The organism is Isoptericola sp. NPDC057559, assembly GCF_042801555.1.
Classification (GTDB): Bacteria; Actinomycetota; Actinomycetes; order Actinomycetales; family Cellulomonadaceae; genus Isoptericola.
Genome location: NZ_JBHVFQ010000033.1, coordinates 1 through 24,514, shown reverse-complemented (window position 1 = coordinate 24,514; position 24,514 = coordinate 1). Strand labels below are relative to the sequence as shown.

Below are 24,514 nucleotides of genomic sequence, written 5' to 3'. Positions count from 1 at the left end.
ATCTCTGATGGGTGCCATCACGTCCGGCACCGCTCGGCGCGGCCCGGCTGGGCTTCCAGGCGCGCGAGTAGGCTCCATCGGTGTGCGAGCGGTCACGATATCGGCACCAGGCGGTCCAGGGAAACTCGCCCTATCCCTCGTCAACCCGGTCAAACCGGACCACGGCGAGGTACTGGTCGACGTCGCTTCGGCGGGCGTCAACCGTGCTGACCTGCTACAACGCGCGGGAAACTACCCCCCGCCGCCCGGCGCTCCCGAGTGGCCGGGTCTCGAGATCTCCGGTACGGTCCGCGCGCTCGGCCCGGGAGTGACCGGCTGGGCGCCGGGTGACCGCGTCGTCGCGCTGCTCGAGGGCGGCGGCTACGCGGAGCAGGCCGTGGCCCGCGCGGCCCAGCTGCTGCCGGTGCCCGACGGCGTGGACCTCGTCGACGCCGCGGGTCTCCCCGAGGCGGTGTGCACCGCGTGGACCAACCTCATCGACTCGGGCCGGCTGCGCGCCGGCGAGACCGTCCTGGTGCAGGGCGGGTCGGGCGGCGTGGGGAGCGTGGCGGTGCAGCTCGCGGCGGCGCTCGGCGCACGCGTCGTGGCCACCGCGGGCGGCCCGGAGCGGGCGGCCCGCTGCGTCGCGCTCGGCGCGACGGTCGGCGTCGACCACCGCACGCAGGACGTCGTCGCGGCCGTCCGGGACGCGACGGGCGGGCGCGGGGCCGACGTCGTGCTGGACGTGCTCGGCGGGGGCGGCCTGCGCGACAACGTCCGGGCCCTCGCCCCGGGCGGCCGCCTCGTCGTCATCGGCCTTCAGCAGGGGAGCCGCGGCGAGCTCGACCTGGGCGCGCTCATGGCGAAGCGGGCCTGGGTGACCGGCACGACGCTGCGCTCCCGGTCGGCGGACGAGAAGGCGGCGCTCGTCGCCACCGTCTGCGAGCAGGTGTGGCCGCTGGTCGCCGACGGCCGTGTGCGCCCCGTCGTGCACGCCCGCCTCCCCCTCGCCGAGGCCGCCCGCGCGCACGAGCTGCTCGAGTCGGGCGAGCCCTTCGGCAAGGTCCTGCTGGTGCCCTGACCGGCCCCTGTCGGCGGGCTGGGCCACACTGGGAGGCATGACGGAGAGCGACGACGCCACCGAAGCCCGCTCCGACCGGACCCGCCCGCGCGTGGTCACGCCCGAGGGGGAGGACACCGCCCCCGAGGAGGTCCCGGCGGCCCCGCCGGCCCCGGCGGGCGCGGAGGCCGAGGAGACGTCGCGCATCGAGGAGCCGGCGAAGGTCATGCGCATCGGCGGCATGATCAAGCGGCTCCTGGACGAGGTGCGCGACGCCCCGCTGGACGACGCCGCACGCACCCGCCTGGCCGAGATCCACGAGCGCTCCCTGACGGAGCTCGAGGAGGGCCTGTCCCCCGACCTCGTCGAGGAGCTGCACCGGATCACCCTGCCGTTCTCCGACGAGGGCGTGCCCTCGGACGCCGAGCTGCGGGTGGCGCAGGCGCAGCTCGTCGGTTGGCTGGAGGGTCTCTTCCACGGCATCCAGACGGCGCTCGTCGCGCAGCAGATGGCCGCGCAGGCGCAGCTGTCGCAGATGCGACGGGCCCTGCCTCCCGGCGCGCACCCGGCGCCGTTCGGCCCCGGCGGACCCGCGGGCCCCGGCGGCGGCCCGACCCGGCCCGGCGACGACGACCGCCGCCCTTCCCCCGGCCAGTACCTGTAGCCGCGACGCCCCGGACCGCCCGCGTCAGGTCCGGGCGGTCAGGGCGATCGCGCCGGAGACCAGGGCGAGGCCGGCCAGCTCGGGCCAGGTGGGGACCTGCCGCAGCACGACGGCGCCCACGAGCACGGCGGTGGCCGGCAGCAGGGCCAGCATCACGGAGAAGGTCGCCGTCCCGACGCGGCGCAGCACGACCTGGTCGAGGACGTACGGGACGACGGACGAGCAGATCGCCACGACCAGGAGGAAGAGCAGGAGCGGGACGTCCGGGACGACCGTCGCCGCCGTCGAGCCGAAGAACGGGGCGAACACCAGCGCGCCCGCGACCATGCCGACGGCGAGCCCGTCGATCCCCGCCCCGGCGCCCGCGACGCGCTTGCCCAGCACGATGTACCCGGCCCAGCAGGCGGCCGCCGCCAGGACCGCGGCGAGCCCGACGACGGCGTCCTCGCGGGGGATCCCCGACGCGAGGGTGACGCCCGCCAGCAGCACCACGCCCGCCGCGGCCACGGCGATCGCGGCGCGCTCCTGCCATCCGCGCCCCGTGACCGCGGCGACGGCCACCGGACCGAGGAACTCGATCGCGACGGCGACACCGAGCGGGAGGTGGGCCACCGCGACGTAGAAGACCACGTTCATCGCCGCGAGGACGACGCCGAACAGCGCGGCGGCGACGAGGTCGCGCCGGCTCCAGCGCCGCCGCCACGGGCGGCGCCACGCGACCAGCACCACCGCGGCGAGCAGGATGCGCCACCAGCCGACGGCGGGCGCGGCGAGCCGGTCGAACAGCCCGACCGCGACGGCTGCCCCCGCGTACAGGGTGAGGCCGGAGACGACGAAGAGGAGCGGCGCCGGCACGTGGTCCAGCGCTCCGCGCGGGGTGGGGGCGGGGGTCGGCACCCAGGGAGCATACGGTCGCCGCGCGGGCGTCCCCGCCGCCGGACGGGGACCTCTCCCCACCCGCGAATGTGGACAAGACGTGGACGAACCCTGGACGCGCGGTGCGTATACACCCTACGCTCGCGGGGCCACCGGGGGCAGCGCGCACTCCGCGTGCACCGGCACCACCGGACGCCCCTCCGACGACCCAGTGAGGCCGCCATGTCCTTCCAGGACGCGATCAAGACCGTCTTCTCCCAGTACGCCACGTTCACGGGCCGCGCCCGCCGCTCGGAGTTCTGGTACTTCTACCTGTTCTCGGTGCTGGTCAACATCATCACGAACTTCCTCGACCGCGCGCTGTTCGACGGGACGGCTGTCCTCAACAGCATCGCCGCGCTCGCGCTGCTCCTCCCCTCGCTGGCCGTGGGCGCGCGCCGCCTGCACGACACCGACAAGTCCGGCTTCCGCCTGTTCTGGGCGCTCCTGCCGGTCATCGGCTGGATCATGCTGATCATCTGGTGGGCCCAGGACAGCCAGCCGGGCGCGAACCAGTACGGCGAGAACCCGAAGGGCGCCCAGGCCGGCGCCCCGTACGGCACCCCGGCGGTCTGACGCTCCGCACGTACCGCACGACGACGGCGGCCCGGGCTCCTGCCCGGGCCGCCGTCGTCGTCCTCGGAGCCTCCGCGGCGCGTAACCCCGTCAGCCCTTGACCGCGCCCGCGAGCATGCCGCGCACGAAGAAGCGCTGCAGCCCGATGAAGACGATCAGCGGCACGATCATCGCGATGAACGCGCCGGCGGTGAGGAGGTACCAGTCGCCGCCGCGGGTGCCCGCCAGCTCGGCGATCTTCACGGTCAGCGGCTGGTACGCCGGGTTGGCGAACGTCAGGCCCACGAGAAGGTCGTTCCACACCCACAGGAACTGGAAGATCGCGAAGGAGGCGATCGCCGGGATCAGGAGCGGGAACAGCACGCGGAAGAAGATCTTCACGTGCCCCGCGCCGTCGACGCGGGCCGCCTCCACGAGGGACGCCGGGATGTCCTTCATGAAGTTGTGCAGCAGGAAGATCGCCAGCGGGAGCGCGAAGATCGAGTGCGACAGCCAGACGGTCCAGAAGCTGCCGGACATGTTGGCGCCGAAGACGGCCTGGAAGAAGTCGTTCGAGTCGACGTAGTCGGCCAGCAGGGGCACCAGCGCCACCTGCAGCGGCACGACTTGCAGCGAGAACACCGCGACGAACAGGAAGTTGCGCCACGGGAACTTGATCCACGCGAAGGCGTACGCCGCCAGCAGCGACAGCGTGATCGGGATGAGGACCGCGGGGATCGTGATGACGAACGAGTTGACGAAGAACGTCGACAGGTCGTTGCTGTTCCCGTAGAGCGCCTCGTTGTAGTTGTCCATCGTGAACGTGGCGTTGCCGGTGAACACCGTCCACCAGCCGCTCTTGCGGATGTCGTCCTGCGGCCGGAACGAGGTGATGAGGAGCCCGAGCGACGGGATCGTCCACAGGATCGCGATGATGATCGCGATCCCCGACGCCCACGGGGAGCTCAGCTTGCCCTTGGTGGCGATCGCCCGGCGCTCCATGCGCGAGAGCTTGCGGATCTGCTGCTGCGGGACGTCGTCGTCCGTCGCGGCGCCCGCCACGGCCTGACCGGGGGTGGGTGTCGAGGTCATCGGATCTCCTCCGACTTGCGCATCTGCCGCACGTTGTAGGCGATGATCGGGATCACGAGGATGAACAGGACCACGGCGAGCGCCGCCGCGAGCCCCTGGTTCCCCTGCCGGAAGGCCTGGGTGTAGAACTCGTTCGCCACGACCTGGGTGCCGAACTGGCCGCCCGTCATCGTGCGCACGATGTCGAAGGCCTTGAGCGTGCCCATCGCGATCGTCGTGAGGACGACGACCAGCGCGGGCCGGATGCTCGGCACCGTGATGTAGCGGAACATCCCCATGCCGTGCAGCCCGTCGAGGCGGGCCGCCTCGACGATGTCGTCCGGGATGGCCTTGATCGCCGCGGACAGCACCGTCATCGCGAACCCGGTCTGGATCCAGATCATCACGACGATGAGGAACCAGGTGTTCCAGGGCTGCCCGATGAGGAACTGCTGGGGCGGCAGGCCGATCCAGACCAGCACCTGGTTGAGCAGGCCGATCTGCTCGATCCCGGGCTGGTCGGGGCGGAACTCGTAGACGAACTTCCAGATGATCGACGCGCCGACCATCGAGATCGCCATCGGCACGAACACGAGCGCCTTGGCGAGCTTCTCGAACCGGGTGCGGTCGACGAGCACCGCGTACGACAGCCCGATGACCGCGCTCAGCAGCGGGGCCAGGATCACCCAGGCCGCGGTGACCACGAGCACGTGCTGGAACTGGCCCTCCGTGAAGGCCCGTACGTAGTTGTCGAACCCGACGAACTCGGAGCCGTTGCGGTTGAAGAACGACTGCCACAACGTGATGAGGCCCGGCCGCAGCAGGCCGTAGGCGAGGAACAGGAGCGGCACCCCGACGAAGCCGAGCGCCACCACCCAGGACGGGATCCGCTTCGGACGGTCCACCAGGAACAGGATGAGGCCCATCACCGCGGCGAACAGGGCCACGGCGAGCACCATGAGCAGGAGCTTCTGCGTCGTGGTGTCGGGCTCGAGCAACCAGGACATCGACGACCTCCTCGAGGGGTCAGGACAAGGCCAGGGTCAGGACGCACGGTCCGGGCACGTCGTGCGACGTGCCCGGACCGCGAGATCGAGCAGGGTTCAGGCGAGCGGCAGGGTCAGCTGCTCGGCCAGGACGCCTCGATCTTGTCCGTGACCTCCTTGGTGCTCGCCCCCGTCAGCCAGTCGACGATGCCGGTCCAGAACGTGCCGGCACCGACCTCGCCCGGCATGAGGTCCGAGGCGTCGAAGGCGACGACGGTGTTCGGGTCGGACAGGACGCCGGCCACGTACTGGTCGAACTCCGTGGCGAGGTTCTTCGGGTCGAGCCCGCTGTTGGCGCTCACCCAGCCGCCGTCCGGCGTGTTCAGCGCCTTCTGGTTGGCCCAGTCGTCGCTCGAGAGGTAGGTCTGGAAGGCCTGCACCTCGGGCTTGTCGTTGAACGCGGCCACGAACTCGCCGCCGCCGAGCATCGGCTTGACGTCGGTCTGGTCCGTGGGCAGGTAGAAGGCGAACACGTCGCCGTCCTTGGAGACCGTGGTGCCCTGCGGCCACTGGGTCTGGTAGAAGTTCGCCGCGCGGTGCATCCAGCAGTTGCCGTCGAGGATGCCGTTGCCGGCGTCCGTCCACGACTGCGTGGCGATCGAGTTGACGTCACCCAGGCCCGCGTTGACGTAGTCCGGGTTCTTGAGGATCTCGCCCGCCGTGTCCCAGGCCTTGACGACCTTGGGGTCGTTGAACGGGATCTCGTGCGTGTACCACTTCGTGTAGTCCTCGACGCCCGCGGTGCGGAGCATCATGTCCTCGATGAAGTCGGTGCCCGGCCAGCCGGTCGCGTCACCGGACTCGACGCCCGCGCACCAGACCTTGGCGCCGTCGTTGTCGTCGTGGATCTTCTGGGTGAGGTCCAGCAGCTCGGTCCACGTCTGCGGGATCTCGTAGCCGGCGTCCGCGAACATCTTCGGCGAGTACCAGACGAACGACTTGGCGTTCGCGCCGAGCGGCGCCGAGTAGAAGGTGCCGTCGACGGTGCCGTAGCCCTTCCACGTCTCGTTCCAGAACTCGTCGACGTTCTTGGCCGTCGCGTCCGGCGCCGGCTTGATGGCGTCGGGGTAGTCGTTGACGATCGTGTTCAGCAGGCCGGGCTGCGGCAGGTACGCGATGTCGGGCGCGTTGCCCGCCTTGATGCGGACCAGCAGCTGCGCCTCGAACTCTCGGGACGCCTCGTAGTTGATCTTGACGCCCGTGCACTCCTCGAAGGCCTTGTAGGAGGCCTGCTGCGTCGCGCCCTCGGGGTCGACGATCGAGGTGTAGACGCTGACCTCCTTGCCGTCGAGGTCGCCGAACTCGTCGTAGGCCCCGCAGTCGATGCTGGCCGCGGAGGCATCGGCGCTACCGGTCTCGTCGCCGGTCCCGCCCTCCCCGTCCGGGTCGCTGCAGGCGGCCAGCACGAGCGCCAGGCTCGCGCCGGTCGCGGCCAGCGCCAGGGCGCGTCGCCGCGCCGTCGTCGTTCGTGTGGTCATTGCCAAGCTCCTCCACTACGTCGTGGTTCACGGAAGTTTGCCCACCGATCGGCGGCCCGTGTCCCCAGGTCCCCCTAGACCGGGATACTGCCTCCACCCTGAGTCGACCGCACCTGCACCACTCCATGCAAGTTCCCGCAACGCGTTTCACGGTCACGACTCGATGACGATTCGTGACACCCTGGTCCCTGGACCCGTGTCACGAGCATTGCGAGAGGACCACCATGATCGAGCTGAGGAGCCCGCGAGAGATCGACCAGATGCGCCCCGCCGGGCGTTTCGTGGCCGACGTGCTCACGGCGGTACGCGACGCCGCGGACGTCGGGGTGAACCTGCTCGAGCTCGACGCCGTCGCGCACCGGATGATCCGCGACCGCGGCGCCGAGTCCTGCTACATCGACTACCACCCGTCGTTCGGCGCGATGCCGTTCGGCAAGGTGATCTGCACGTCGGTCAACGACGCGGTCCTGCACGGGCTGCCGTTCGACTACGCGCTGCGCGACGGCGACCTGCTGAGCATCGACTTCGCCGCCTCCGTGGACGGCTGGGTCTCCGACTCCGCGCTGTCCTTCGTGGTCGGGGGCTCCGCCACCCCGCAGCGTGCCGCCGCCGACGCCAAGCTCATCGAGACCACCGAGGTGGCGCTCGAGGCCGGCATCGCAGCCGCCGTCCCCGGCAACAAGATCGGCGACATCTCCGCCGCCATCGCCAAGGTCGCGCGCGGCGCGGGCTACGCCATCAACACCGACTTCGGCGGCCACGGCGTCGGCCGCACCATGCACGGCGACCCGCACGTGCCGAACGACGGCCGCGCCGGTCGCGGCTTCCCGCTCAAGCCGGGCCTCGTCATCGCCATCGAGCCGTGGTTCCTCGAGACCACCGACGAGATCTACACCGACCCCGACGGCTGGACCCTGCGCTCCGCCGACGGCTCCCGCGGCGCCCACAGCGAGCACACCATCGCCATCACCGCCGACGGCCCGCTCGTCCTCACCTCCCGCGACTGACGCCCGGCTACCTCGGCAGGGAGAGCAGCACCGGGACGACGCCGTCCTCCTCGACGGACCCGGTGACCTCGTCGGCCGCGCCGCGCACGACGTCGTCGGCGTGCCCCATCGCGACGCCGCGGCCCGCCCAGCGCAGCATGTCGACGTCGTTGTGCCCGTCGCCGACGGCGACGGTGGCGGCGGGGTCGACGCCGAGCTCCGCGCGCAGCCGCTCGAGCCCGGACGCCTTGGTGACGCCCTTCGGGGCGACGTCCATCCACGCCGTCCAGCCGACGGCGTAGGTGACGTCGCCCAGACCCAGGCGGCCCGCCATCGCGCTGAACTGCGCCGGCGTGTGCTCGGGGCTGCGGATGACGACGCGCGTCACGTCGCGGGACCACAGCTGCTCGAAGGCCACGACCTGGTGCACGCCGTCGAGCTCGCCCTCCGGGAAGAGGGCGTTCATCCGGAAGCCGACGCCGATGTCCTCGACGGCGAACCGGGCGTCGGGCAGCTCGGTGCGGAGCAGGCGCAGCGCGGGCCCCGGGTCGAACGTCTCCACCCGGTCCAGCTCCCAGCCGTGCGGCAGGGCCGGGTCGAGGCGCACGGTCACGGCGCCGTTCGAGCAGACCATCCAGCCGGACGTGATGCCGAGCAGCTCGGCCACCGGCGTCATCGCGATGAGCGACCGCCCCGACGAGAGCACCACGTGGTGGCCCGCGTCCTGGACCGCGGCCACGGCGTCGCGCACCGCCGGCGACAGGCCGCCGTCGTACCCGAGCAGCGTGCCGTCGATGTCGAGGGCGACGAGGTGGGGCGCGACGGCCTGCGCCGGGGCGGCGCTCACGCGACCGGCTCGAGCACCTCGAGGCCGCCCAGGTAGGGGCGCAGCCCCTCGGGCACGCGCACCGATCCGTCCGCCTGCTGGTGGTTCTCCAGGATGGCGACGATCCAGCGGGTGGTGCCGAGCGTGCCGTTGAGCGTCGCCACGGGGCGGGTGCTGCCGTCCGCGGTGCGCTCGCGCACGCCCAGGCGCCGGGCCTGGAACGTGGTGCAGTTCGAGGTGGACGTGAGCTCCAGGAAGCGCTGCTGGGTGGGCAGCCACGCCTCGCAGTCGAACTTGCGCGCCGCCGACGAACCGAGGTCGCCCGCGGCGGTGTCGATGACGCGGTACGGCAGGTCGACCTTCGCCAGCATGGCCTCCTCCCAGCCGAGCAGGCGCTGGTGCTCGGCCGCCGCGTCCTCCGGGTCGCAGTAGCTGAACATCTCGACCTTGTGGAACTGGTGCACGCGGATGATGCCGCGGGTGTCGCGGCCCGCCGCGCCCGCCTCCCGGCGGTAGCACGCGCTCCAGCCGGCATACCGCCGCGGGCCCGCCGACAGGTCGATGATCTCGTCCGCGTGGTAGCCCGCGAGCGCCACCTCGCTGGTGCCGACCAGGTACAGGTCGTCCTTCTCCAGGTGGTAGACCTCGTCCGCGTGGCTGCCGAGGAAGCCGGTGCCGCGCATCGTCTCCGGCTTGACCAGCGTCGGGGTGATCATCGGCGTGAAGCCCGCCGCCACCGCCTGGTCGACGGCCGCGTTGAGCAGCGCCAGCTCCAGGCGGGCCCCGATGCCGGTGAGGAAGTAGAACCGCGACCCCGACACCTTCGCGCCGCGCGCGGTGTCGATGGCGGCCAGCCCCTCGCCGAGCTCCAGGTGGTCGCGCGGGGCGAAGCCCTCGGCCTCGAAGTCGCGCGGCGTGCCCACCTGCTTCACGACGAGGAAGTCGTCCTCGCCCCCGGGAGGGGCGCCCTCGACGACGTTCGCGATGCGGTAGAGCAGCTCGTCGACCTCGGTCGCGGCCTCCGACGCGTCGGCCTGCCGCACCTTCACCTGCTCGGCGAGGTGCTTGGTGCGGGCCAGCAGCTCGGCCTTCTCCTCGCCCTGCGCCTTCGCGACCTGCTTGCCGAGCGCCTTCTGCTCCGCGCGCAGCGTCTCGAACTCCGTCAGGGAGGAGCGACGGCGCGCGTCGGCGTCGAGCGCCGCGTCCACGAGGGCGGGGTCGTCGCCGCGGGCCAGCTGGCTCGCACGGACGACGTCGGGGTTGTCGCGCAGCAGTCGGAGGTCGATCACGCGCGCAAGCCTAACGGTCGGGAGGCACGGCGCCCCGGGGATTTCGCGGCGGGCGCCGGGCGGCTCACGGGGTGGAGTACGCCACGTCGGCGGGTCTCGGGGCCCGAAACGTCGTAGGTTGCCGTCATGCCGGATGAGTACGCGGGGGTCGTCGCGCTCGTCGTCGTGCTGGTCCTCGCCCTGTCGGCGCTCACCGCGGCCGTCATCCTGTGGCGTCGCACCACCACGCGCGAGCACGTCGTGGCGGAGCGGGACGCCCGGCGCGCCGAGGACGGGCGGGCGGGGGGCATGCGCCTCGCCGTCGTCATCAACCCCTCCAAGGAGGGCGCCGCGGACGTGCGCGCCGTCGTCGAGCGGGTCTGCGCCGAGGCCGCGCTCCCCCGGCCCCTGTTCTACGAGACCACGGTGGACGACCCCGGCACGGGGCAGGCCCGGCGCGCCCTCGCCGACGGCGCCGACGTCGTGGTCGCGGCCGGCGGCGACGGCACGGTCCGTGCCGTCGCCGAGGCGCTCGCCGGGACCGGGACGCCCATGGGGCTCATCCCCGCCGGCACCGGCAACCTGCTGGCGCGCAACCTCGACCTGCCGGTCACGTCCGTCGCGGACGCGGTCGCCATCGTGCTGGGCGGCGCCGACCGGGCCATCGACGTCGGTCGGGCCCGGGTCACGGAGTACGCGGAGGACGCCGAGATCCCCGACGACCCCGACACCGCGCACATCTTCCTGGTCATCGCCGGCCTCGGCTTCGACGCCGCGATGGTGGCCGACGCCGACGACCAGCTCAAGGCGAAGGTCGGCTGGGTGGCGTACTTCGTCGCGGGCGCGCGGCACCTGCACGGCCGGCGCATGCACGCGACCATCCGCCTCGACGACGGCGAGGCCGTGGACGCGCGGCTGCGCAGCATCATGGTCGGCAACTGCGGCCGCCTGCCCGGCGGGATCACCCTGCTGCCCGACGCCGTCATCGACGACGGCGAGCTCGACGTCGCCGCGATCGACACGCGGGGCGGCCTCGCCGGATGGGCGCAGCTCTTCGGCGAGGTCGTGGCGCAGGGCCTGGGCGTGCGCAACGACCTGCCCGGCAAGATCGGCCGGATCGACCACACGCGGGCGCGCCGCGCCGTGATCCGGGTGGAGGACGGCGAGCAGGCCCAGGTCGACGGCGACCCCCTCGGCATGGCCGTCGAGCTGGAGACCTGGGTCGAGCCCGGCGCGCTCGTGGTCCGGACGGGATGATCATGTGAACGTCCCCACGCGGCCCCTCACCTGCGGCGGCCCGGCGGACCGCCCCGCTTAGGGTGGCCTGCGTGATCAGCCACGCCCGCCCGTCCTCGGCCCTCCGCGCCTCGCGCGCCACCCTGGTCGTGGCGGCCCTGCTCCTCATGCTGCTGACCACGCTCGCCGGCGCGGGCCGCGCCGCCGCCGCCGCCGGCGACGACGCCGCCGAGGCCCCGGACACCCCGCTGATCCTCGCCGGCGTCTCGGGGCTCCAGTGGTCCGACGTGGACGCCACCCGCACCCCGCACCTGTGGCGCCTCATCGGCGGCGGCTCCGTCGCGTCGATCGCCGTGCGCACGCTGACCCCCACCTGCCCCCTCGACGCGTGGCTGTCGATCTCCGGCGGGAGCAAGGTCACGGCGCAGAACGAGGAGGTCGCCGGCGACGCCGACCAGGGCGCCGACGGGGACGAGGACACGGCCGCCCGGGAGGACGCCTCCGCGCTCGGCTGCCCGCCGGTCCCGGCACCGGCGCTCACCTCCGGCGCGGCGGAGCACGCGACCGTGCCCGGCTGGTCCGGGCTCACCGCCGTCGACCCCCTGATGCCCGCGACGGCCGAGCCGGGGGCCCTCGAGCGCCTCGTCGACGTGGCCGGGACGTGCGCGACGGCGGTCGGGCCGGGCGCCGCGGTGGCCCTCGCCGACACCAGCGGCGACGTGTCGCGCTACCTGTCCGACGCCCGCCAGCTCACGGCCGACCAGGTGGCCGAGTGCCCCGCCACCGTGGTCGACCTCGGTGTGCTGCCCGACGCCGCGGGCGAGCGGGCCGCGGCCGTCGAGTCCCTCGACGACCGGGTCGGACGCCTCGCCGGCCTGCTCCCGGCGGGCGGGCGGCTCGTCGTCGCCGGGGTCTCGGACACCCCGCTCGGCCCCTCCGACCTGCAGGCCGTCGTCGACTGGACGTCGCCGGGCGGCGAGGCCACCTGGCTCACCTCCACGTCCTCACGCTGGGTGGGCGTCGTGGTGCTCGCGGACCTGTCCGCGACCGTGGCGGACACCGTGACCGGCGGCGCGCTCTCGGGCACCACGCCCGCCGAGGACGCCGGCGAGACCGCCACCGCGGACGAGGAGGAGGGCGCCGACCCCCTCGCCGCGGCGCTCGACCCCTTCACCGGCTCCCCGCTGGAGCGGGGCGACGAACGCCGCATCCCCGTGGCCCGCACGGTGGAGAACCGCCAGTACCTCAGCGTGCTCACCGACACCGTGCCGCGCCTGTCCCCGCTGCTGCTCGGCCTCGTCGTCCTCGCGGACGTGCTCGCCGTCGCCGTGCTGCTCCTGGCCCGCCGCCGCTCCGGCACCGCCCGCGCGGGCCTCCCGCCCGCCGCCTGGCGCGTGACCCTCGCCCTGCTCGTCGTCGCCGCGGGGCTGCCCGCCGCCGCGACCCTGGCGACCCTCGCGCGCTGGTGGGCATGGCCCTCGCCCGTCATGACGCTGCTGCTGGCGCTGACGGGCGCGGCCCTCGTCGTCGCGCTCCTCGCGTGGTGGGCGCGCCGCCTCCTGCCGCCGTCTCCGTGGCGCCTCACGACCAGCCTCGCGGCGGTCACCTGGCTGGTGCTCACCGTCGACGGGCTCACCGGCACCACGCTGCAGCAGGGCTCGCTGCTGGGGCCCGCGCCGTCGCTCGGGGCCCGGTTCTACGGCTTCTCCAACACCGTCTTCGCCGTGTACGCGGTGGCCGGCCTGGTCCTGGCCGCCGGGCTGACGGCGACCCTGCGGGCCCGCGGCGTCCGCCCGGCGCGCACCGCTGCCGTGGCCGGGGCCGTGGGCGTCGTGACGGTGCTGGTCGACGGCCTCCCCCCGTTCGGCGCGGACCTCGGCGGCATCTTCGCGCTGGTGCCCGGCTTCGCGGTGCTGGTGCTGGGGGTCGCCGGCGTGCGCCTCACGTGGAAGCGGGCGCTGCTCGTGGCGGCGGCGACCGTCGCGGTCGTGGCGGTCGTCGCCGTCGTCGACTGGCTCGTCGGCGGGTCCAGCAGCCACCTGGGCGGCTTCGTGCAGTCCGTGGTCGACGGCCGCGCGGCCGGCGTCGTCGCCGGCAAGGCCGCCGGCGCGTGGGCGACCGTGGCGAACCCCGCGGGCGCCGCCGCCCTCGTCCTGTGCCTCGTGGCGGCCTGGGCCGTGCTCGACCCGGACCGCGCCCGCCTGGCGGGCCTCGCCGCCGCCTACCGCCGGGACCCCCTGCTGCGCCGCCTCGTCGTCGCGCTCGTCGTGACGGCCGTCGTCGGCTCCCTGCTCAACGACTCCGGCATCGCGGTCGGCTTCCTCGTGCTCGCCCTGTCGGTGCCGGTGCTGCTCGCCGGGCTCCTCGCCGACGCCACGCCCGAAGCCTCCGACGGCCGCGAGCCCGGCATCCGCCGCATGCCCACCGTGCTCGTCACCGCCAGCGGGACCCTGCTCGTGGTGCTGCTGCTCGCGTCCACGGTCGTGTCCGCGGCCGGCCTGCGCGCCGCGTCCGACGTCGCGCAGGCGGGCTCGCAGGTCACGCCCACGCGCGCGGACGAGGTGGGCACCGACGGACCCCTCGTGGTGGTGGGTACCACCGGCGTGCGCTGGGACGACCTGGCCGGCGGGCGCGCCCCGACGCTGCAGGGCATGCTCGCCGACGGCGCGTCCGCCGGCGGCGTGTCCCAGCCCACCGGGGCGGGGAGCCGGTGCGTCGACGGCGGCTGGCTGGCGCTGTCGGCCGGCACCCTCGCCGAGGTGGCGTCCGGCCGGGCCCCCGACGGCTCGTGGCAGTGCCCGACGACGCAGGCCGAGGCCAGCGGCGACGGCGCCACCGTCGAGGGCTGGGACGCGCTGGTCGACCTCCAGAAGGGCTCGACGTACCAGGCACGCCTCGGCACGCTGGGGTCGCAGCTCGCCCCGGCCGGGTGTGCCACCGCGGTCGGCCCCGGCGCCGCCCTCGCGCTGGCCGACCCCGCCGGCGACGTCGCCCGCTACCGCGACCTGGACGACGCGCTCACCCCCGGCTCGGACGGCTTCGACTGCCAGGTGACCGTCGTGGACGCCGGCGACGCCACCGCGCCGCCGAGCGACCCCGCCCTGCCCGCCGACGAGGCGCGGACCGAGCGGCTGCAGGGGCACAACGACCGCCTCGCCCAGGTGGACGACACCGTGCGCCGCGTCCTGGCGGTGGTGCCCTCCACCGCCACGGTGCTGGTTGTCGACGTGGCCGGCACCCCCGGCACCCGGCCCGTGCTCGGCGTGGCGCTCGTCCGCCCCACCACGGCCGGGCCCGACCAGCCGCGGTACCTCACGAGCGCCGCGACCCGCACCGACGGCGTGGCGCGCGTGCTCGACGTCCCCGCCACCGTGCTGGGAGCCGCCGGCGTCACGCCCGTCGCCCCCGTGCAGGACACTCCCCTCGCCTGGGGCTCGCCCCGGCCGCAGGACGCCGCGGCGTCGGCCGACGCCCTCAGCGACCTCACGTCGCTCGACCACGTGCGCCGCACCGTCTACACCTGGTTCGTCGACGTCCCCCTGTACGCCGGGCTCGCGCTGGCCCTGGCCTGCCTGGTCGTCGCGGCCCGGCTGCGGCCCACCACCCCGCGCGCCCGCAGCCGTCGCCGGCGCCTGTGGGCCTGGGCCCGCGGAGCCGCCCTCGTGCTGGCCGCGCTCCCCGCGGCCGCCTTCCTCGTGTCGCTGAGCGGGTGGTGGCGGTTCGAGCAGCCGATGCTCGCGTTCGTCGGGTCGGCGCTGGCCGCCACCGCCGTCGTGGCGGCGCTCGGCGCGCTCGCGCCCCGGCGACCCGTCTGGCTGGGCCCGGGGATCGTCGCCGGGCTCACGTTCGTCGTGCTCACGCTCGACGCCGTCGTCGGCACCCCGCTCAACCGGGCGAGCCCGCTGGGCGCGGCACCGACCTTCGGGGCCCGGTTCTACGGCTTCGGCAACCCCACGTTCTCCGTGTACGCCGTGGCCGCCCTGCTCGTCGCCGCGGCCGTGGCGCAGCCGCTGGTGCAGCGCGGGCGGCGGCGCACGGCGGCCCTCGTGGTGGGCGTGCTCGGCGTCGTCACCATGGTGGTCGACGTGTGGCCGACCCTCGGCGCCGACCTCGGCGGCGGCCTGGTCCTCGTGCCCGCGTTCGCGGTGCTGGGGCTGGCCGCCTCGGGGTCGCGGCTCACGCTGCGGCGGTTCGTCCTCGTGGCCGCCGCGGGTGTCGGGGCCGTCGCCGCGGTGGGCGTCCTCGACTGGCTGCGGCCCGAGGACGAGCGCTCGCACCTGGGCCGCTTCGTCGCGCAGGTGGTCGAGGGCGAGGCGTGGGAGACCCTGGCCCGCAAGGCCGGCTACGCCGCCCGGTCGCTGCTCGGCGGCGTCCCCGTCTGGCTGACCGTGCTGGTGCTCGTCGCGGGCGCGCTGCTCCTGTTCGCGCCGGCCCGGTTCACGCCCCGCTGGTTCGCCCGCACCGAGGAGGCCTGGCCGCTGCTGCGCCCCGCCGTCCTGGGCATCTGGATCGTCTGCGTGGCGGGTTCCGCCGTGAACGACTTCGGCATCCGCATCGCCGTCGTCGCCCTGGTGCCCGCCGTCCCGCTCCTCACCGCGACCGTGCTGCACGCGCTCGAGGTGCCCGCCGAGGCGTCCGACGACGCGGCGCAGGACGATCCGGACGGAAGTGCCGGGGATGGTGCCGGGGACGGTGCCGGGGACGACGCGCCGGAGGTCAGCGCCCGCCGGTGAGGCGGCGGAAGCACCGGACGGCCAGCTCGGCGGGGCCGTCCGGGCCGCCCACGGGGGCGTCGGTGGCGACCCACTCCTCCAGCGCGATGCGGATGGCGTCGGTGGCGGCGGCCGCGACGAGCCGGCGCTCCAGCCGGTCGTCGTCGGGCGCCAGGGCGGCGAGGAGCGGCTCCAGCCGCTGCTCGGAATCGCGGTTCACGCGGTACCAGACGTAGGCCAGCGCCGGGTCGCCGGGCACGCTGCGCAGCAGCCCCCGGGTACGCAGGAAGTCCCGCTCGTCGGCGTCCTCGCCCGGGCTGAGGGCGCCGCGCATCGCCTCCTCCACGGCGGGCAGGAGACCGTCCGCGGCGTCGCTCGCGGCCAGGCGGGCGCGCCACCCGTCCGCACCCACCGCGAGGAGCGGCGCGACCGCGTCCTCCTTGGTGCGGCAGTACCGGTAGAAGGTGCGCAGCGAGACGCCGGCCTCGGCGGCGACGGCCTCGGCCGTGACGGACGCCGCGCCCCGCTCCGCGAAGAGCCGTGCGGCGACCTCCGCGATCTCCAGCTGGGTGGCGGCCTTGCGCCGCGCGGTCAGGGAACGGGGCTGCTCGGGCTGCAGGGTCACGACCTCCACCCTACGCGCGGGGTGACACCCTGCCACTCTGAGCCTGTCTGACACGTCGTGCCATCCAGGCGTACAGTGAAGCGATCCAGGGCGCGCGTCGCGCCCGACCACGCGTGAAGGAGACGACCATGAACCGTTACGACGGACGCCGGGTGCTGGTGACCGGGGCGGGCTCGGGCATCGGGCAGGCCACGGTGCTGCGGATGCTCGCGGAGGGCGGCCGCGTCGTCGGCGCCGACGTCAGCGAGGCCGGCCTGGCCGACACCGTCGAGAAGGCCGGCGACCACGCCGACCGCCTCGACGTCCGCACCATGGACATCGCCGACGAGGGGTCCGTCCGGGCCGGCGTCGCCACCGCCGTCGAGCGCCTCGGCGGCCTGGACGCGCTGGTCAACGCCGCGGGCATCCTGCGCTCGTCGCACACCGAGCAGACCACGCTGGAGAGCTTCGAGCAGGTGGTGCGCGTCAACCTCGTCGGCACGTTCCTCGTGATCCGCGAGGCCGTCCCCGCCCTGCTGGAGGGCCGGGGGTCGGCCGTCGTGAGCTTCAGCTCGACGTCCGCGGCGTTCGCCCACCCGTACATGGCCGCCTACGCCGCCAGCAAGGGCGGGGTGCAGTCCATGACGCACGCGCTCGCCGCCGAGTACGCCGGCCGCGGCATCCGGTTCACCGCCGTGCAGCCGGGGTCCATCTCCTCCGGCATGACCGACGGCTCCGGAGCCAGCCGCCAGAGCATGGGGCCGGGCCTGCCCGAGGACGCCGACATGCGCCTGTTCGCCAAGCTGCAGCCCGCGCTCGGCAGCGGCTTCGCCGGGCCGGAGACCGTCGCGTCGGTCGTCGCGATGCTCGCCAGCGACGACGGCGCGTTCATCACCGGCACCGAGGTCCGCATCGACGGCGGCACCCACTTCTGACCGCGGCCCCGGCCGCCTCCGCGAGGTGACCCGCGGAGGCGGCCCGGGTCAGTCGTCGCCGCCGTCGTCCTCGCCGAGGTGGGCGACGTGCGCGTGCCGGTCGTGCTTGACGAACACGCGCAGCTCGACGTCGCGGCCGTCGGCCTGCTCCGCCAGCACGCGGTCGACGGTGCCGCCCTCGCGACGGGCGGCCTCGGCGATCACGTCCGCGTGCTCCTCGGTCGCGCCCGACGCCCACGTGCCACGGTCCGCGAGGACGCTCCTCGCGTCATCGGCGCCGCCGGCGGCCAGGTCGGCGCCGGTGAGCGCCTCCACCTGGGCGCGGTCGAGCGTGATCACGGTCTTGTGGTCGTCGGCGTAGCGCACCGTGTACGGCGCGGCCGCGCCCCCGCCCGCAATGTCGCCGTCGGCCGCGTCCTGCGCCGCGCCCGCCGCCCCGTCGGCCGGGGCGGTGGCGGCCGGCGACGCCGCCGGGTCGTCGTCGAAACCGGCGCGGTCGGGGGCGCCGCAGCCCGTCAGGGCCAGGCCCGTCGCGAGCACGCCGGCGACCAGGATCGCCGGGCGCCGGGTCGCCGGGCGCGCGGGTGCGTGCGTCATCGGGGGTCTCCTCAGCAGTCGGTTCCGACCGCCACCCTACGAAGGGGATCCCAGGAACTCGGGGCGAACGGGCCGATGGTGGCCGCCGTCACCGGTGCGTCCGGTCACACGCGCCCGCGCGGCGACGGCGGCGCGGGCCGGGCCCGCGTCGGGCCCGCGTCAGGCCCGCGTCAGGCGCCGCTCGGCAGGGTGCGGTCGAGCGCCCGCGCGCGGACGTGCTCGACGGCGAGGCGCAGCGCGCCGGTGCGCACCACGTCGGGACCCAGGTCGGAGACCATGACCTCCACCGCCGGGTCGTGCAGGTGGTCCGGGAGGAGCCCGCGGGCCCGCTCGACCATCGGGCCGAGCGCGGGCGCCATCGCCCCCGTGACGATCACCCGGTCCAGGTCCAGCAGCCCCGACAGGACGGCGCACACCCGCGCGAGGCGGTCGGCGAGGCCGTCGACGACCTGCCGCGCGACGGCGTCCCCCGCCGCCGCGGCCTCGAGCACCCGCTCCGCGTCGAGGAGGTCGCGCGGGACGTCGGCCAGCACGCTGCCCGCCGCGCCGTCGGAGTCCAGGAGGCGCCGCGCCTCGTCCCGGGCCAGCGCGCCCAGCCCGTCGCTGGACCCCACGCCCTCGACCAGGTCGAGGATCCGCATCTCGCCGATCGCCCCGCGCGGCCCCCGCCGCAGGGCGCCGTCCAGCACGATCCCGGCACCGATCCGCTCCCCCACGAGGAGCGCGGCGTACGCGGCGGCGCCGTCACCGTGCTCGGCCTCCGCGACGGCGGCGAGGTTCGCGTCGTTCTCGACGACGACGTCCCAGCCGCGGGCCGCGAAGAGGTCGCCCAGGCCGGGGTTCATCAGCGCCCAGAACGGGTTGCGCGCGCCCGCCGGCACCCCGCCCGTCGCCACCGGCGCGGGGACCCCCAGCACCGCGGCGGCCACGGCCCGGCCGTCGCGGCCGGACCGGGCGACCGCCGCGTCCACGGCGTCGCGGACCGTCGCCCGGCGCGCGTCGGCGTCGCTCGCCGGGTCCACCTGCACGGCCTCCTCGGCGAGCACGCGGCCGTGCAGGTCCGCGACCGCCGCGGACACGCGGTGCTGCCCCGCGTCGACACCCACGACGAGCGCCGCGTCCGGACGGAAGGCGTAGCGCAGCGCCGGGCGCCCCTTCGTGTACGCGCCGGCGGCGCGGGCGTCGTCGAGCTCGACGAGCCAGCCCCGGTCCATGAGCTCCCGGCACAGGGCCAGCACGGTGGAGCGCGCCAGACCGGTGGCCGCGATGAGGTCGCTGGCCGTCACCGGCTCCCCGTCCCAGACCTCCTGCAGCACGCGCTCGGCGTTGAGCCGCCGCACCAGGTGCGTCGAGGGCGTCGTGGCCTCCGGGCCGTTCGTCATGGCGCTCCGCCTCGCGTCGTGGTCCATCCCGGCGCCGGACCGCCGGGGCGGTTGATTCTAGGCCGAGATTTTCTCGCCCCGGGGGGTTGACCCCTCGGGCACCCGGGTGAGACGGTGCTCGTCGGATTAAATTTCGGCACAACATTTAGTACCGAAATGTATCCGGATCGAGCTTCTCGACGAAAGGACGACGGTGTCTGAGGAACCGAGACGTGTGGTGCGCGGGGTCGCCGTGGCGACGGGGCTGGCCCTGGTCGGCAGCCTCCTCGCGGGGTGCGGCGCCGACGGCGCCGAGACCGTCCGCTTCACGTTCAGCAAGCGCGAGGCGATCCCCTACATGACCCAGGTCGTGGCCGACTACAACGCGTCGCAGGACGACGTCCGCGTGGAGCTCGACACCTCGGGCGTCGACGTCGTGTCCGCGAGCTTCGTGCGCGGCAACCCGCCCGACCTCATGCTCGCGAACTACAACATGGAGGTCGCGCGGTTCGTGGACCGCTGCACGCTCAGCGACCTGGGCGGCACCGAGGCCGCGAGCCGGATCCGCCCGGACCTGCAGCCCCTCATGGACCAGTACGGCCGCTGCGACGGCCGCACCAGCGCCCTGCCCTACTCGGTGATGGCGGCCTCCGTCATCTACAACAAGGACGTCTTCGCCGCGCACGACCTCCAGGTGCCGCAGACCTGGAGCGAGCTCCTCGACGTGGCCGAGACGCTCCGGGAGGCGGGCGTGACGCCGTTCTACGGCACGTTCAAGGACGACTGGACCGTGGCGCAGGGGTGGTTCGACTACGCCGTCGGCGGCCAGGTCGACACCATCGACTTCTTCGACCGTCTCGCGGCCGAGGGCGCCGACGTCGGCCCGCGCTCGGACGTCTCGTTCGAGAAGGACTTCAGCCGCCCCCTCGAGCAGATGACGCAGCTCACGGGCTTCGCGAACGACGACGCCGACAGCCGCGGGTACGGCGACGGCAACCTCGCCTTCGCCCAGGGGAAGGCCGCGATGTACCTCCAGGGGCCGTGGGCCTTCAGCGAGATCGCCAAGACCGCGCCGGACCTCGACCTCGGCACCTTCCCCCTGCCCATGACGGACGACCCCGCCGACCTCAAGGTGCGCGTCAACGTCGACCTCGCGGCGATCATCCCCGACGGCTCGCGGCACCCGGAGGCCGCCCGCGACTTCCTCGAGTACCTCTACCGGCCCGAGATCATCGAGGGCTACAACGAGTCGCAGCTCGGCTACACCCCGACGAAGGACGCGCCGCCGCCCTCGGACCCGCGCCTCGCGGGCATGACGGAGTACTACGACGACGGGCGGGTCTACCAGGGCGCCTCGGTGCTCGTGCCCAAGACGATCCCGGTCATGGCCTACACCCAGGGGATCGCGTTCGGCGCCGACGCCGGCGCCACGATGCGCACCCTCGACACGGACTGGGCCCGCCTGGCCCGGCGCCAGTAGCGCACCCCGCCGGCAGAGCCCGACGTCAGCGAGCCACGAGCGGAACGAAGGAGTCCTTGCTCATGCCCACCCTCACCACGACCGCGCCGGGCGTGCCCGCCACGGCGCCCGCACGTCCGGCGCCACGCCGCGCCCGACGGACCGAACCGATCTACTACCTCTTCCTGCTGCCGAGCCTCGTGCTGTTCACCCTGGCGATCCCGGTCCCCGCGGTCGTCGGCATCTTCTTCAGCTTCACGAACTCGGTCGGCATCGGCGACTGGGACTTCGTCGGCCTCACCAACTACGCGGTCGCGTTCAGCGACCCCGCCATCCTGCGCAGCTACCTGTTCACGTTCGGGTTCTCGCTGGTCACGGTGCTGGTCGTCAACGTCGTCGCGTTCTTCCTGGCGGTCGGGCTGACCTCCCGCATCCGGCTGAAGGTGGGGCTGCGGGCCGTCTTCGTCATCCCGATGGTCGTCTCGGGCATCATCATCGCGTACGTCTTCAACTTCCTGTTCTCGAACTCCCTGCCCGCCGCCGGGCAGGCGCTCGGGATCCCCTTCCTGGAGACGAGCCTGCTGGCCAACCCCGACCTGGCCTGGCTCGCGATCGTCCTCGTGACGGCGTGGCAGGCCGTCCCCGGCACCCTGCTCATCTACATCGCCGGCCTGCTGGCCATCCCCGGCGACGTGTACGAGGCGGCCGAGATCGACGGCGCGACCCGGGCGCAGCGCATCACGAGGATCACGCTGCCGCTGATGGCCGGGTACGTGGTCATCAACGTCATCCTCGGCTTCAAGAACTTCCTCAACGCCTACGACATCATCGTCGGCCTCACGAACGGCGGGCCCGGCACGGCCACCCGGAGCATCGCGATGACCATCATCACCGGGTTCAACGGCGGCGACTACGCCTACCAGATGGCCAACGCGACGATCTTCTTCGTCGTCACGGTGCTGATCGCCTTCCTCCAGCTCTCGGTCACCCGCGGAAGGAACTCCCTCTGATGGCCACCCTCACCGCACCGACCTCCGGCACCCGGCGAGCCGCCGCCGGGCGCCCCCTGCGCCGGACGCACGAACGACGGAACGTCTCGGGCACCCTGCTCCTCCTGCTGTGCTCGGTGACCGTGCTGCTGCCGCTGTACGTCACGGTGTCGATGGCGTTCAAGACCACGGGCCAGGCCGTGGACGGCAACGCGTTCTCGCTGCCGGCGCCGTTCGACGTGCAGGGCTTCGTCCAGGCCTGGCAGCTCACCGAGTTCCCCGTCGGCCTCGCGGTGTCGCTGCTCGTGACGGCGGGCACGGTCGCCGCGACGATCCTGCTGGCGGCCGTCGCGTCGTTCGCGATCATGCGCAACTGGCACCGGCGCCTGTTCCGCTGGTCGTTCTTCTACCTGCTCGGCGCGATGTTCATCCCGTTCCCGGTGGTCGCGCTGCCGCAGATCCAGCTCACCGGGCGCCTCGGCCTCGACAACCCGCTCGGCGTCGTCGTGCTCGCCACGATGTTCCAGCTGAGCTTCAGCGTGCTGCTGTTCACGGCGTTCCTCCGGTCGATCCCCCTGGAGCTCGAGGAGAGCGCCCGCATCGACGGCGCGACCACGTGGCAGACGTTCTGGCGCCTGATCTTCCCGCTCCTGGCACCCATGAGCGCCACCGTCGGGATCTTCGCGTTCCTCTACGCCTGGAACGACTTCATGATGCCGTCGCTCATCATCTCCGACCCCGGGCTCCAGACGCTGCCGGTGCGCCAGCAGCTGTTCCAGACCCAGTTCAGCAACAACTACAACGTCTCCTTCGCCTCGTACCTCATGGCGATGGCTCCGGCGATCGTCGCGTACCTGTTCACGCAGCGCTGGGTGATGGAAGGCGTCACCCAGGGTGCCGTGAAGGGCTGACCTCGCCGCACACCTCCGTCCCGCACCAGGACCGCACCAGGACCGCACCACCGAAGAAGGGCATCACCCATGAGCGACCTGCTCGACGTCCCCGCCCGCACCACCGAGGGCTCCGACGCCACCTGGTGGCGCCAGGCCGCCGTCTACCAGATCTACCCACGCAGCTTCGCGGACTCCGACGGCGACGGCATCGGCAACCTGCGCGGCATCACGTCCCGCGTGGACTACCTGGCCGCCCTCGGGATCGACGCCGTGTGGCTCAGCCCGTTCTACCCGTCCGCGCTGGCCGACGGCGGGTACGACGTCGCCGACTACCGCGACGTCGACCCGAAGATCGGCACGCTCGCCGACTTCGACGAGATGGTCGCGGCACTGCACGGCGCGGGGATCCGCGTCGTCGTCGACATCGTCCCCAACCACACCTCGAACCTGCACGCGTGGTTCGCCGAGGCGCTCGCCGCCCCGAAGGGCTCGGCGGCCCGCGACCGCTACCTCTTCCGCGACGGGCTCGGCGAGCACGGCGAGCTGCCGCCCGCGGACTGGACCTCCACCTTCGGCGGCCCCGCCTGGGAGCCGGTGGGCGACGGGCAGTGGTACTTCCACCACTTCGCCGTCGAGCAGCCGGACCTCAACTGGGACAACCCCGAGGTGCGGGAGGACTTCCTGCGCACGCTGCGCTTCTGGTCCGACCGCGGCGTGGACGGCTTCCGCATCGACGTGGCGCACATGCTCACCAAGGACCTGCCCGCGCCGGGCGAGCCGCTGCCGTCGCAGGCCGAGCTCGAGGCGCTGCCGCGCGACGGGCAGCACCCGCTGTTCGACCGCGACGACGTGCACGACGTGTACGCCGGGTGGCGCGAGGTCTTCGACGCCTACGACCCGCCCCGCACCGCCGTCGCCGAGGCGTGGGTGGGCTCCGCCGAGCGCCGCGCGCGGTACGCGAGCCAGGACGGGCTGGGGCAGGCGTTCAACTTCGACCTGCTCGAGGCCGACTTCGACGCCGGGCAGTTCCGCCGCATCATCACGGACAACCTGGAGCTCGCCGCCGCGTCGGGCTCGTCGACCACCTGGGTCTTCTCCAACCACGACGTGGTGCGGCACGCCACCCGCTACGGCCTGGCCCCCCGCGGGGACGACCGGCGCAAGGGCGGCACGGACTGGCTGCTCGCCGGGGGGCCGGAGGACCAGCTCGACCGCGCGTCCGGCCTGGCGAAGGCCCGCGCCGCGACCCTGCTGGAGCTGGCGCTGCCCGGCTCGTCGTACCTGTACCAGGGCGAGGAGCTCGGCCTGCACGAGGTCGCGGACATCCCCGACGACGAGCGCCAGGACCCGACCTTCTTCCGCAACCGGGGCGTCGAGGTCGGCCGCGACGGCTGCCGCGTGCCGCTCCCGTGGACGGCGGACGGGCCGTCGCTCGGCTTCGGCGACGGGCCGGCGCACCTGCCGCAGCCGGCCTGGTTCGCCGAGCACGCCGCCGACGCCCAGGACGGGGTGGAGGGCGCCACGCTGACCCTGTACCGCACGGCGCTCGGCCTGCGTCGCCGGCTGCAGACGGGCGAGGAGCTCGAGTGGCTCGAGCCGGGCTCGCCGGACGTCCTCGCGTTCCGCCGCCCGAACGGCTGGACCAGCGTCACCAACTTCGGGACGGCCCCCGTGCCGCTGCCCGCGGGCCGGGTGCTGCTCTCCAGCGGCCCGCTGGCCGACGGCGCGCTGCCCGGCGGCACCACCGCCTGGCTCCAGGCCTGACACCACCCGCCGGGGGGGGGGGGGGGGCGGGGGGGGGGGCCCCGCGCCCGCCGGCGCGGCCCACCCCCCCCCCCCCCGCCCCCCCCCGCCCCCCGCCCCCCCCCCCGCCCCCCGCA

20 protein-coding genes are annotated in these 24,514 nt (G+C 74.1%); 11 read left to right on the top strand and 9 right to left on the bottom strand.

Going from position 1 to position 24,514, the window contains the following annotated elements; all coding sequences use genetic code 11:
* The first annotated feature begins 82 nt into the window (after nt 1-82).
* Both ACFU5J_RS19905 and ACFU5J_RS19900 read left to right on the top strand, forming a co-directional pair.
* Entirely contained in the window at nt 83-1,060 is a 978-nt protein-coding gene (locus ACFU5J_RS19905) for an NAD(P)H-quinone oxidoreductase (RefSeq protein WP_430579879.1), read from the top strand.
* A gap of 37 nt (nt 1,061-1,097) precedes the next feature.
* Complete coding sequence (locus ACFU5J_RS19900; protein ID WP_430579878.1) at nt 1,098-1,703, top strand: bacterial proteasome activator family protein; 606 nt, start codon at nt 1,098-1,100, stop codon at nt 1,701-1,703.
* Nucleotides 1,704-1,727: 24 nt separating this feature from the next.
* On the opposite strand, the gene ACFU5J_RS19895 is transcribed toward ACFU5J_RS19900, so the two are convergent.
* Complete coding sequence (locus ACFU5J_RS19895) at nt 1,728-2,558, bottom strand: DMT family transporter (RefSeq protein WP_430579883.1); 831 nt, start codon at nt 2,556-2,558, stop codon at nt 1,728-1,730.
* A 243-nt stretch (nt 2,559-2,801) separates the two neighbouring features.
* Here ACFU5J_RS19895 and ACFU5J_RS19890 point away from each other — a divergent pair, with 243 nt between their 5' ends.
* Nucleotides 2,802-3,194, top strand: a complete 393-nt coding sequence (locus ACFU5J_RS19890; protein ID WP_430573214.1) for a DUF805 domain-containing protein — start codon at nt 2,802-2,804, stop codon at nt 3,192-3,194.
* A gap of 90 nt (nt 3,195-3,284) precedes the next feature.
* Here the strand turns inward: ACFU5J_RS19890 and ACFU5J_RS19885 are convergent, their stop codons facing one another.
* From ACFU5J_RS19885 to ACFU5J_RS19875, 3 genes are all read right to left on the bottom strand, one after another.
* Nucleotides 3,285-4,265 (bottom strand): carbohydrate ABC transporter permease, encoded by a 981-nt coding sequence (locus ACFU5J_RS19885; RefSeq protein WP_430573215.1) that lies wholly within the window; start codon nt 4,263-4,265, stop codon nt 3,285-3,287.
* On the bottom strand, nt 4,262-5,251 hold the full coding sequence (locus ACFU5J_RS19880; RefSeq protein ID WP_430573216.1) for a carbohydrate ABC transporter permease: 990 nt from the start codon (nt 5,249-5,251) through the stop codon (nt 4,262-4,264). The genes ACFU5J_RS19885 and ACFU5J_RS19880 overlap by 4 nt, the downstream gene beginning before the upstream one ends.
* Nucleotides 5,252-5,364: 113 nt before the next feature.
* Entirely contained in the window at nt 5,365-6,768 is a 1,404-nt protein-coding gene (locus ACFU5J_RS19875) for an ABC transporter substrate-binding protein (RefSeq protein WP_430579877.1), read from the bottom strand.
* A 224-nt stretch (nt 6,769-6,992) separates the two neighbouring features.
* Here ACFU5J_RS19875 and map point away from each other — a divergent pair, with 224 nt between their 5' ends.
* Complete coding sequence (map, locus tag ACFU5J_RS19870; protein WP_430579876.1) at nt 6,993-7,775, top strand: type I methionyl aminopeptidase; 783 nt, start codon at nt 6,993-6,995, stop codon at nt 7,773-7,775.
* Nucleotides 7,776-7,782: 7 nt separating this feature from the next.
* On the opposite strand, the gene ACFU5J_RS19865 is transcribed toward map, so the two are convergent.
* Nucleotides 7,783-8,601: an HAD family hydrolase gene (locus ACFU5J_RS19865; protein ID WP_430573219.1), complete on the bottom strand. Its 819-nt coding sequence runs from the start codon at nt 8,599-8,601 to the stop codon at nt 7,783-7,785.
* A complete protein-coding gene (gene serS / locus ACFU5J_RS19860; protein ID WP_430579875.1) occupies nt 8,598-9,869 on the bottom strand; it encodes a serine--tRNA ligase in 1,272 nt (423 codons plus the stop codon). The genes ACFU5J_RS19865 and serS overlap by 4 nt, the downstream gene beginning before the upstream one ends.
* Before the next feature lie 126 nt (nt 9,870-9,995).
* Between serS and ACFU5J_RS19855 the strand changes: the two genes are divergently transcribed.
* On the top strand, nt 9,996-11,105 hold the full coding sequence (locus ACFU5J_RS19855; RefSeq protein ID WP_430579874.1) for a diacylglycerol/lipid kinase family protein: 1,110 nt from the start codon (nt 9,996-9,998) through the stop codon (nt 11,103-11,105).
* Nucleotides 11,106-11,176: 71 nt separating this feature from the next.
* Nucleotides 11,177-15,817: a hypothetical protein gene (locus tag ACFU5J_RS19850; RefSeq protein ID WP_430579873.1), complete on the top strand. Its 4,641-nt coding sequence runs from the start codon at nt 11,177-11,179 to the stop codon at nt 15,815-15,817.
* Here ACFU5J_RS19850 and ACFU5J_RS19845 read toward each other — a convergent pair.
* Entirely contained in the window at nt 15,801-16,421 is a 621-nt protein-coding gene (locus ACFU5J_RS19845) for a TetR/AcrR family transcriptional regulator (RefSeq protein ID WP_430579872.1), read from the bottom strand. The genes ACFU5J_RS19850 and ACFU5J_RS19845 overlap by 17 nt on opposite strands.
* A gap of 128 nt (nt 16,422-16,549) precedes the next feature.
* On the opposite strand from ACFU5J_RS19845, the gene ACFU5J_RS19840 reads away from it, so the two are divergent.
* Nucleotides 16,550-17,335 (top strand): SDR family NAD(P)-dependent oxidoreductase, encoded by a 786-nt coding sequence (locus ACFU5J_RS19840; protein ID WP_430573224.1) that lies wholly within the window; start codon nt 16,550-16,552, stop codon nt 17,333-17,335.
* Between the two features lie 48 nt (nt 17,336-17,383).
* Here the strand turns inward: ACFU5J_RS19840 and ACFU5J_RS19835 are convergent, their stop codons facing one another.
* Together ACFU5J_RS19835 and ACFU5J_RS19830 are read right to left on the bottom strand one after the other, a co-directional pair.
* Nucleotides 17,384-17,932 (bottom strand): hypothetical protein, encoded by a 549-nt coding sequence (locus ACFU5J_RS19835; RefSeq protein ID WP_430579871.1) that lies wholly within the window; start codon nt 17,930-17,932, stop codon nt 17,384-17,386.
* 170 nt (nt 17,933-18,102) lie between these two features.
* The gene (locus ACFU5J_RS19830) at nt 18,103-19,314 is read right to left on the bottom strand and encodes an ROK family transcriptional regulator (protein ID WP_430573226.1); all 1,212 of its coding nucleotides are present in this window, start codon (nt 19,312-19,314) and stop codon (nt 18,103-18,105) included.
* Nucleotides 19,315-19,507: 193 nt separating this feature from the next.
* Here ACFU5J_RS19830 and ACFU5J_RS19825 point away from each other — a divergent pair, with 193 nt between their 5' ends.
* From ACFU5J_RS19825 to ACFU5J_RS19810, 4 genes are all read left to right on the top strand, one after another.
* Nucleotides 19,508-20,773: an ABC transporter substrate-binding protein gene (locus tag ACFU5J_RS19825; RefSeq protein WP_430573227.1), complete on the top strand. Its 1,266-nt coding sequence runs from the start codon at nt 19,508-19,510 to the stop codon at nt 20,771-20,773.
* 62 nt (nt 20,774-20,835) lie between these two features.
* A complete protein-coding gene (locus tag ACFU5J_RS19820; RefSeq protein WP_430579870.1) occupies nt 20,836-21,762 on the top strand; it encodes a carbohydrate ABC transporter permease in 927 nt (308 codons plus the stop codon).
* Complete coding sequence (locus ACFU5J_RS19815; protein WP_430573229.1) at nt 21,762-22,652, top strand: carbohydrate ABC transporter permease; 891 nt, start codon at nt 21,762-21,764, stop codon at nt 22,650-22,652. The genes ACFU5J_RS19820 and ACFU5J_RS19815 overlap by 1 nt, the downstream gene beginning before the upstream one ends.
* 69 nt (nt 22,653-22,721) lie before the next feature.
* Complete coding sequence (locus ACFU5J_RS19810; RefSeq protein ID WP_430573230.1) at nt 22,722-24,398, top strand: glycoside hydrolase family 13 protein; 1,677 nt, start codon at nt 22,722-22,724, stop codon at nt 24,396-24,398.
* Nucleotides 24,399-24,514 lie beyond the last annotated feature (116 nt).

Excerpts from the sequence above, each read along its gene's own strand:
- ACFU5J_RS19900 (WP_430579878.1), top strand. The coding sequence starts at position 1,098 with ATGACGGAGAGCGACGACGCCACCGAAGCCCGCTCCGACCGGACCCGC.
- ACFU5J_RS19890 (WP_430573214.1), top strand. The coding sequence starts at position 2,802 with ATGTCCTTCCAGGACGCGATCAAGACCGTCTTCTCCCAGTACGCCACG.
- ACFU5J_RS19885 (WP_430573215.1), bottom strand. The coding sequence starts at position 4,265 with ATGACCTCGACACCCACCCCCGGTCAGGCCGTGGCGGGCGCCGCGACG.
- ACFU5J_RS19880 (WP_430573216.1), bottom strand. The coding sequence starts at position 5,251 with ATGTCCTGGTTGCTCGAGCCCGACACCACGACGCAGAAGCTCCTGCTC.
- ACFU5J_RS19875 (WP_430579877.1), bottom strand. The coding sequence starts at position 6,768 with ATGACCACACGAACGACGACGGCGCGGCGACGCGCCCTGGCGCTGGCC.
- map (WP_430579876.1), top strand. The coding sequence starts at position 6,993 with ATGATCGAGCTGAGGAGCCCGCGAGAGATCGACCAGATGCGCCCCGCC.
- ACFU5J_RS19855 (WP_430579874.1), top strand. The coding sequence starts at position 9,996 with ATGCCGGATGAGTACGCGGGGGTCGTCGCGCTCGTCGTCGTGCTGGTC.
- ACFU5J_RS19840 (WP_430573224.1), top strand. The coding sequence starts at position 16,550 with ATGAACCGTTACGACGGACGCCGGGTGCTGGTGACCGGGGCGGGCTCG.
- ACFU5J_RS19835 (WP_430579871.1), bottom strand. The coding sequence starts at position 17,932 with ATGACGCACGCACCCGCGCGCCCGGCGACCCGGCGCCCGGCGATCCTG.
- ACFU5J_RS19830 (WP_430573226.1), bottom strand. The coding sequence starts at position 19,314 with ATGACGAACGGCCCGGAGGCCACGACGCCCTCGACGCACCTGGTGCGG.
- ACFU5J_RS19820 (WP_430579870.1), top strand. The coding sequence starts at position 20,836 with ATGCCCACCCTCACCACGACCGCGCCGGGCGTGCCCGCCACGGCGCCC.
- ACFU5J_RS19815 (WP_430573229.1), top strand. The coding sequence starts at position 21,762 with ATGGCCACCCTCACCGCACCGACCTCCGGCACCCGGCGAGCCGCCGCC.
- ACFU5J_RS19810 (WP_430573230.1), top strand. The coding sequence starts at position 22,722 with ATGAGCGACCTGCTCGACGTCCCCGCCCGCACCACCGAGGGCTCCGAC.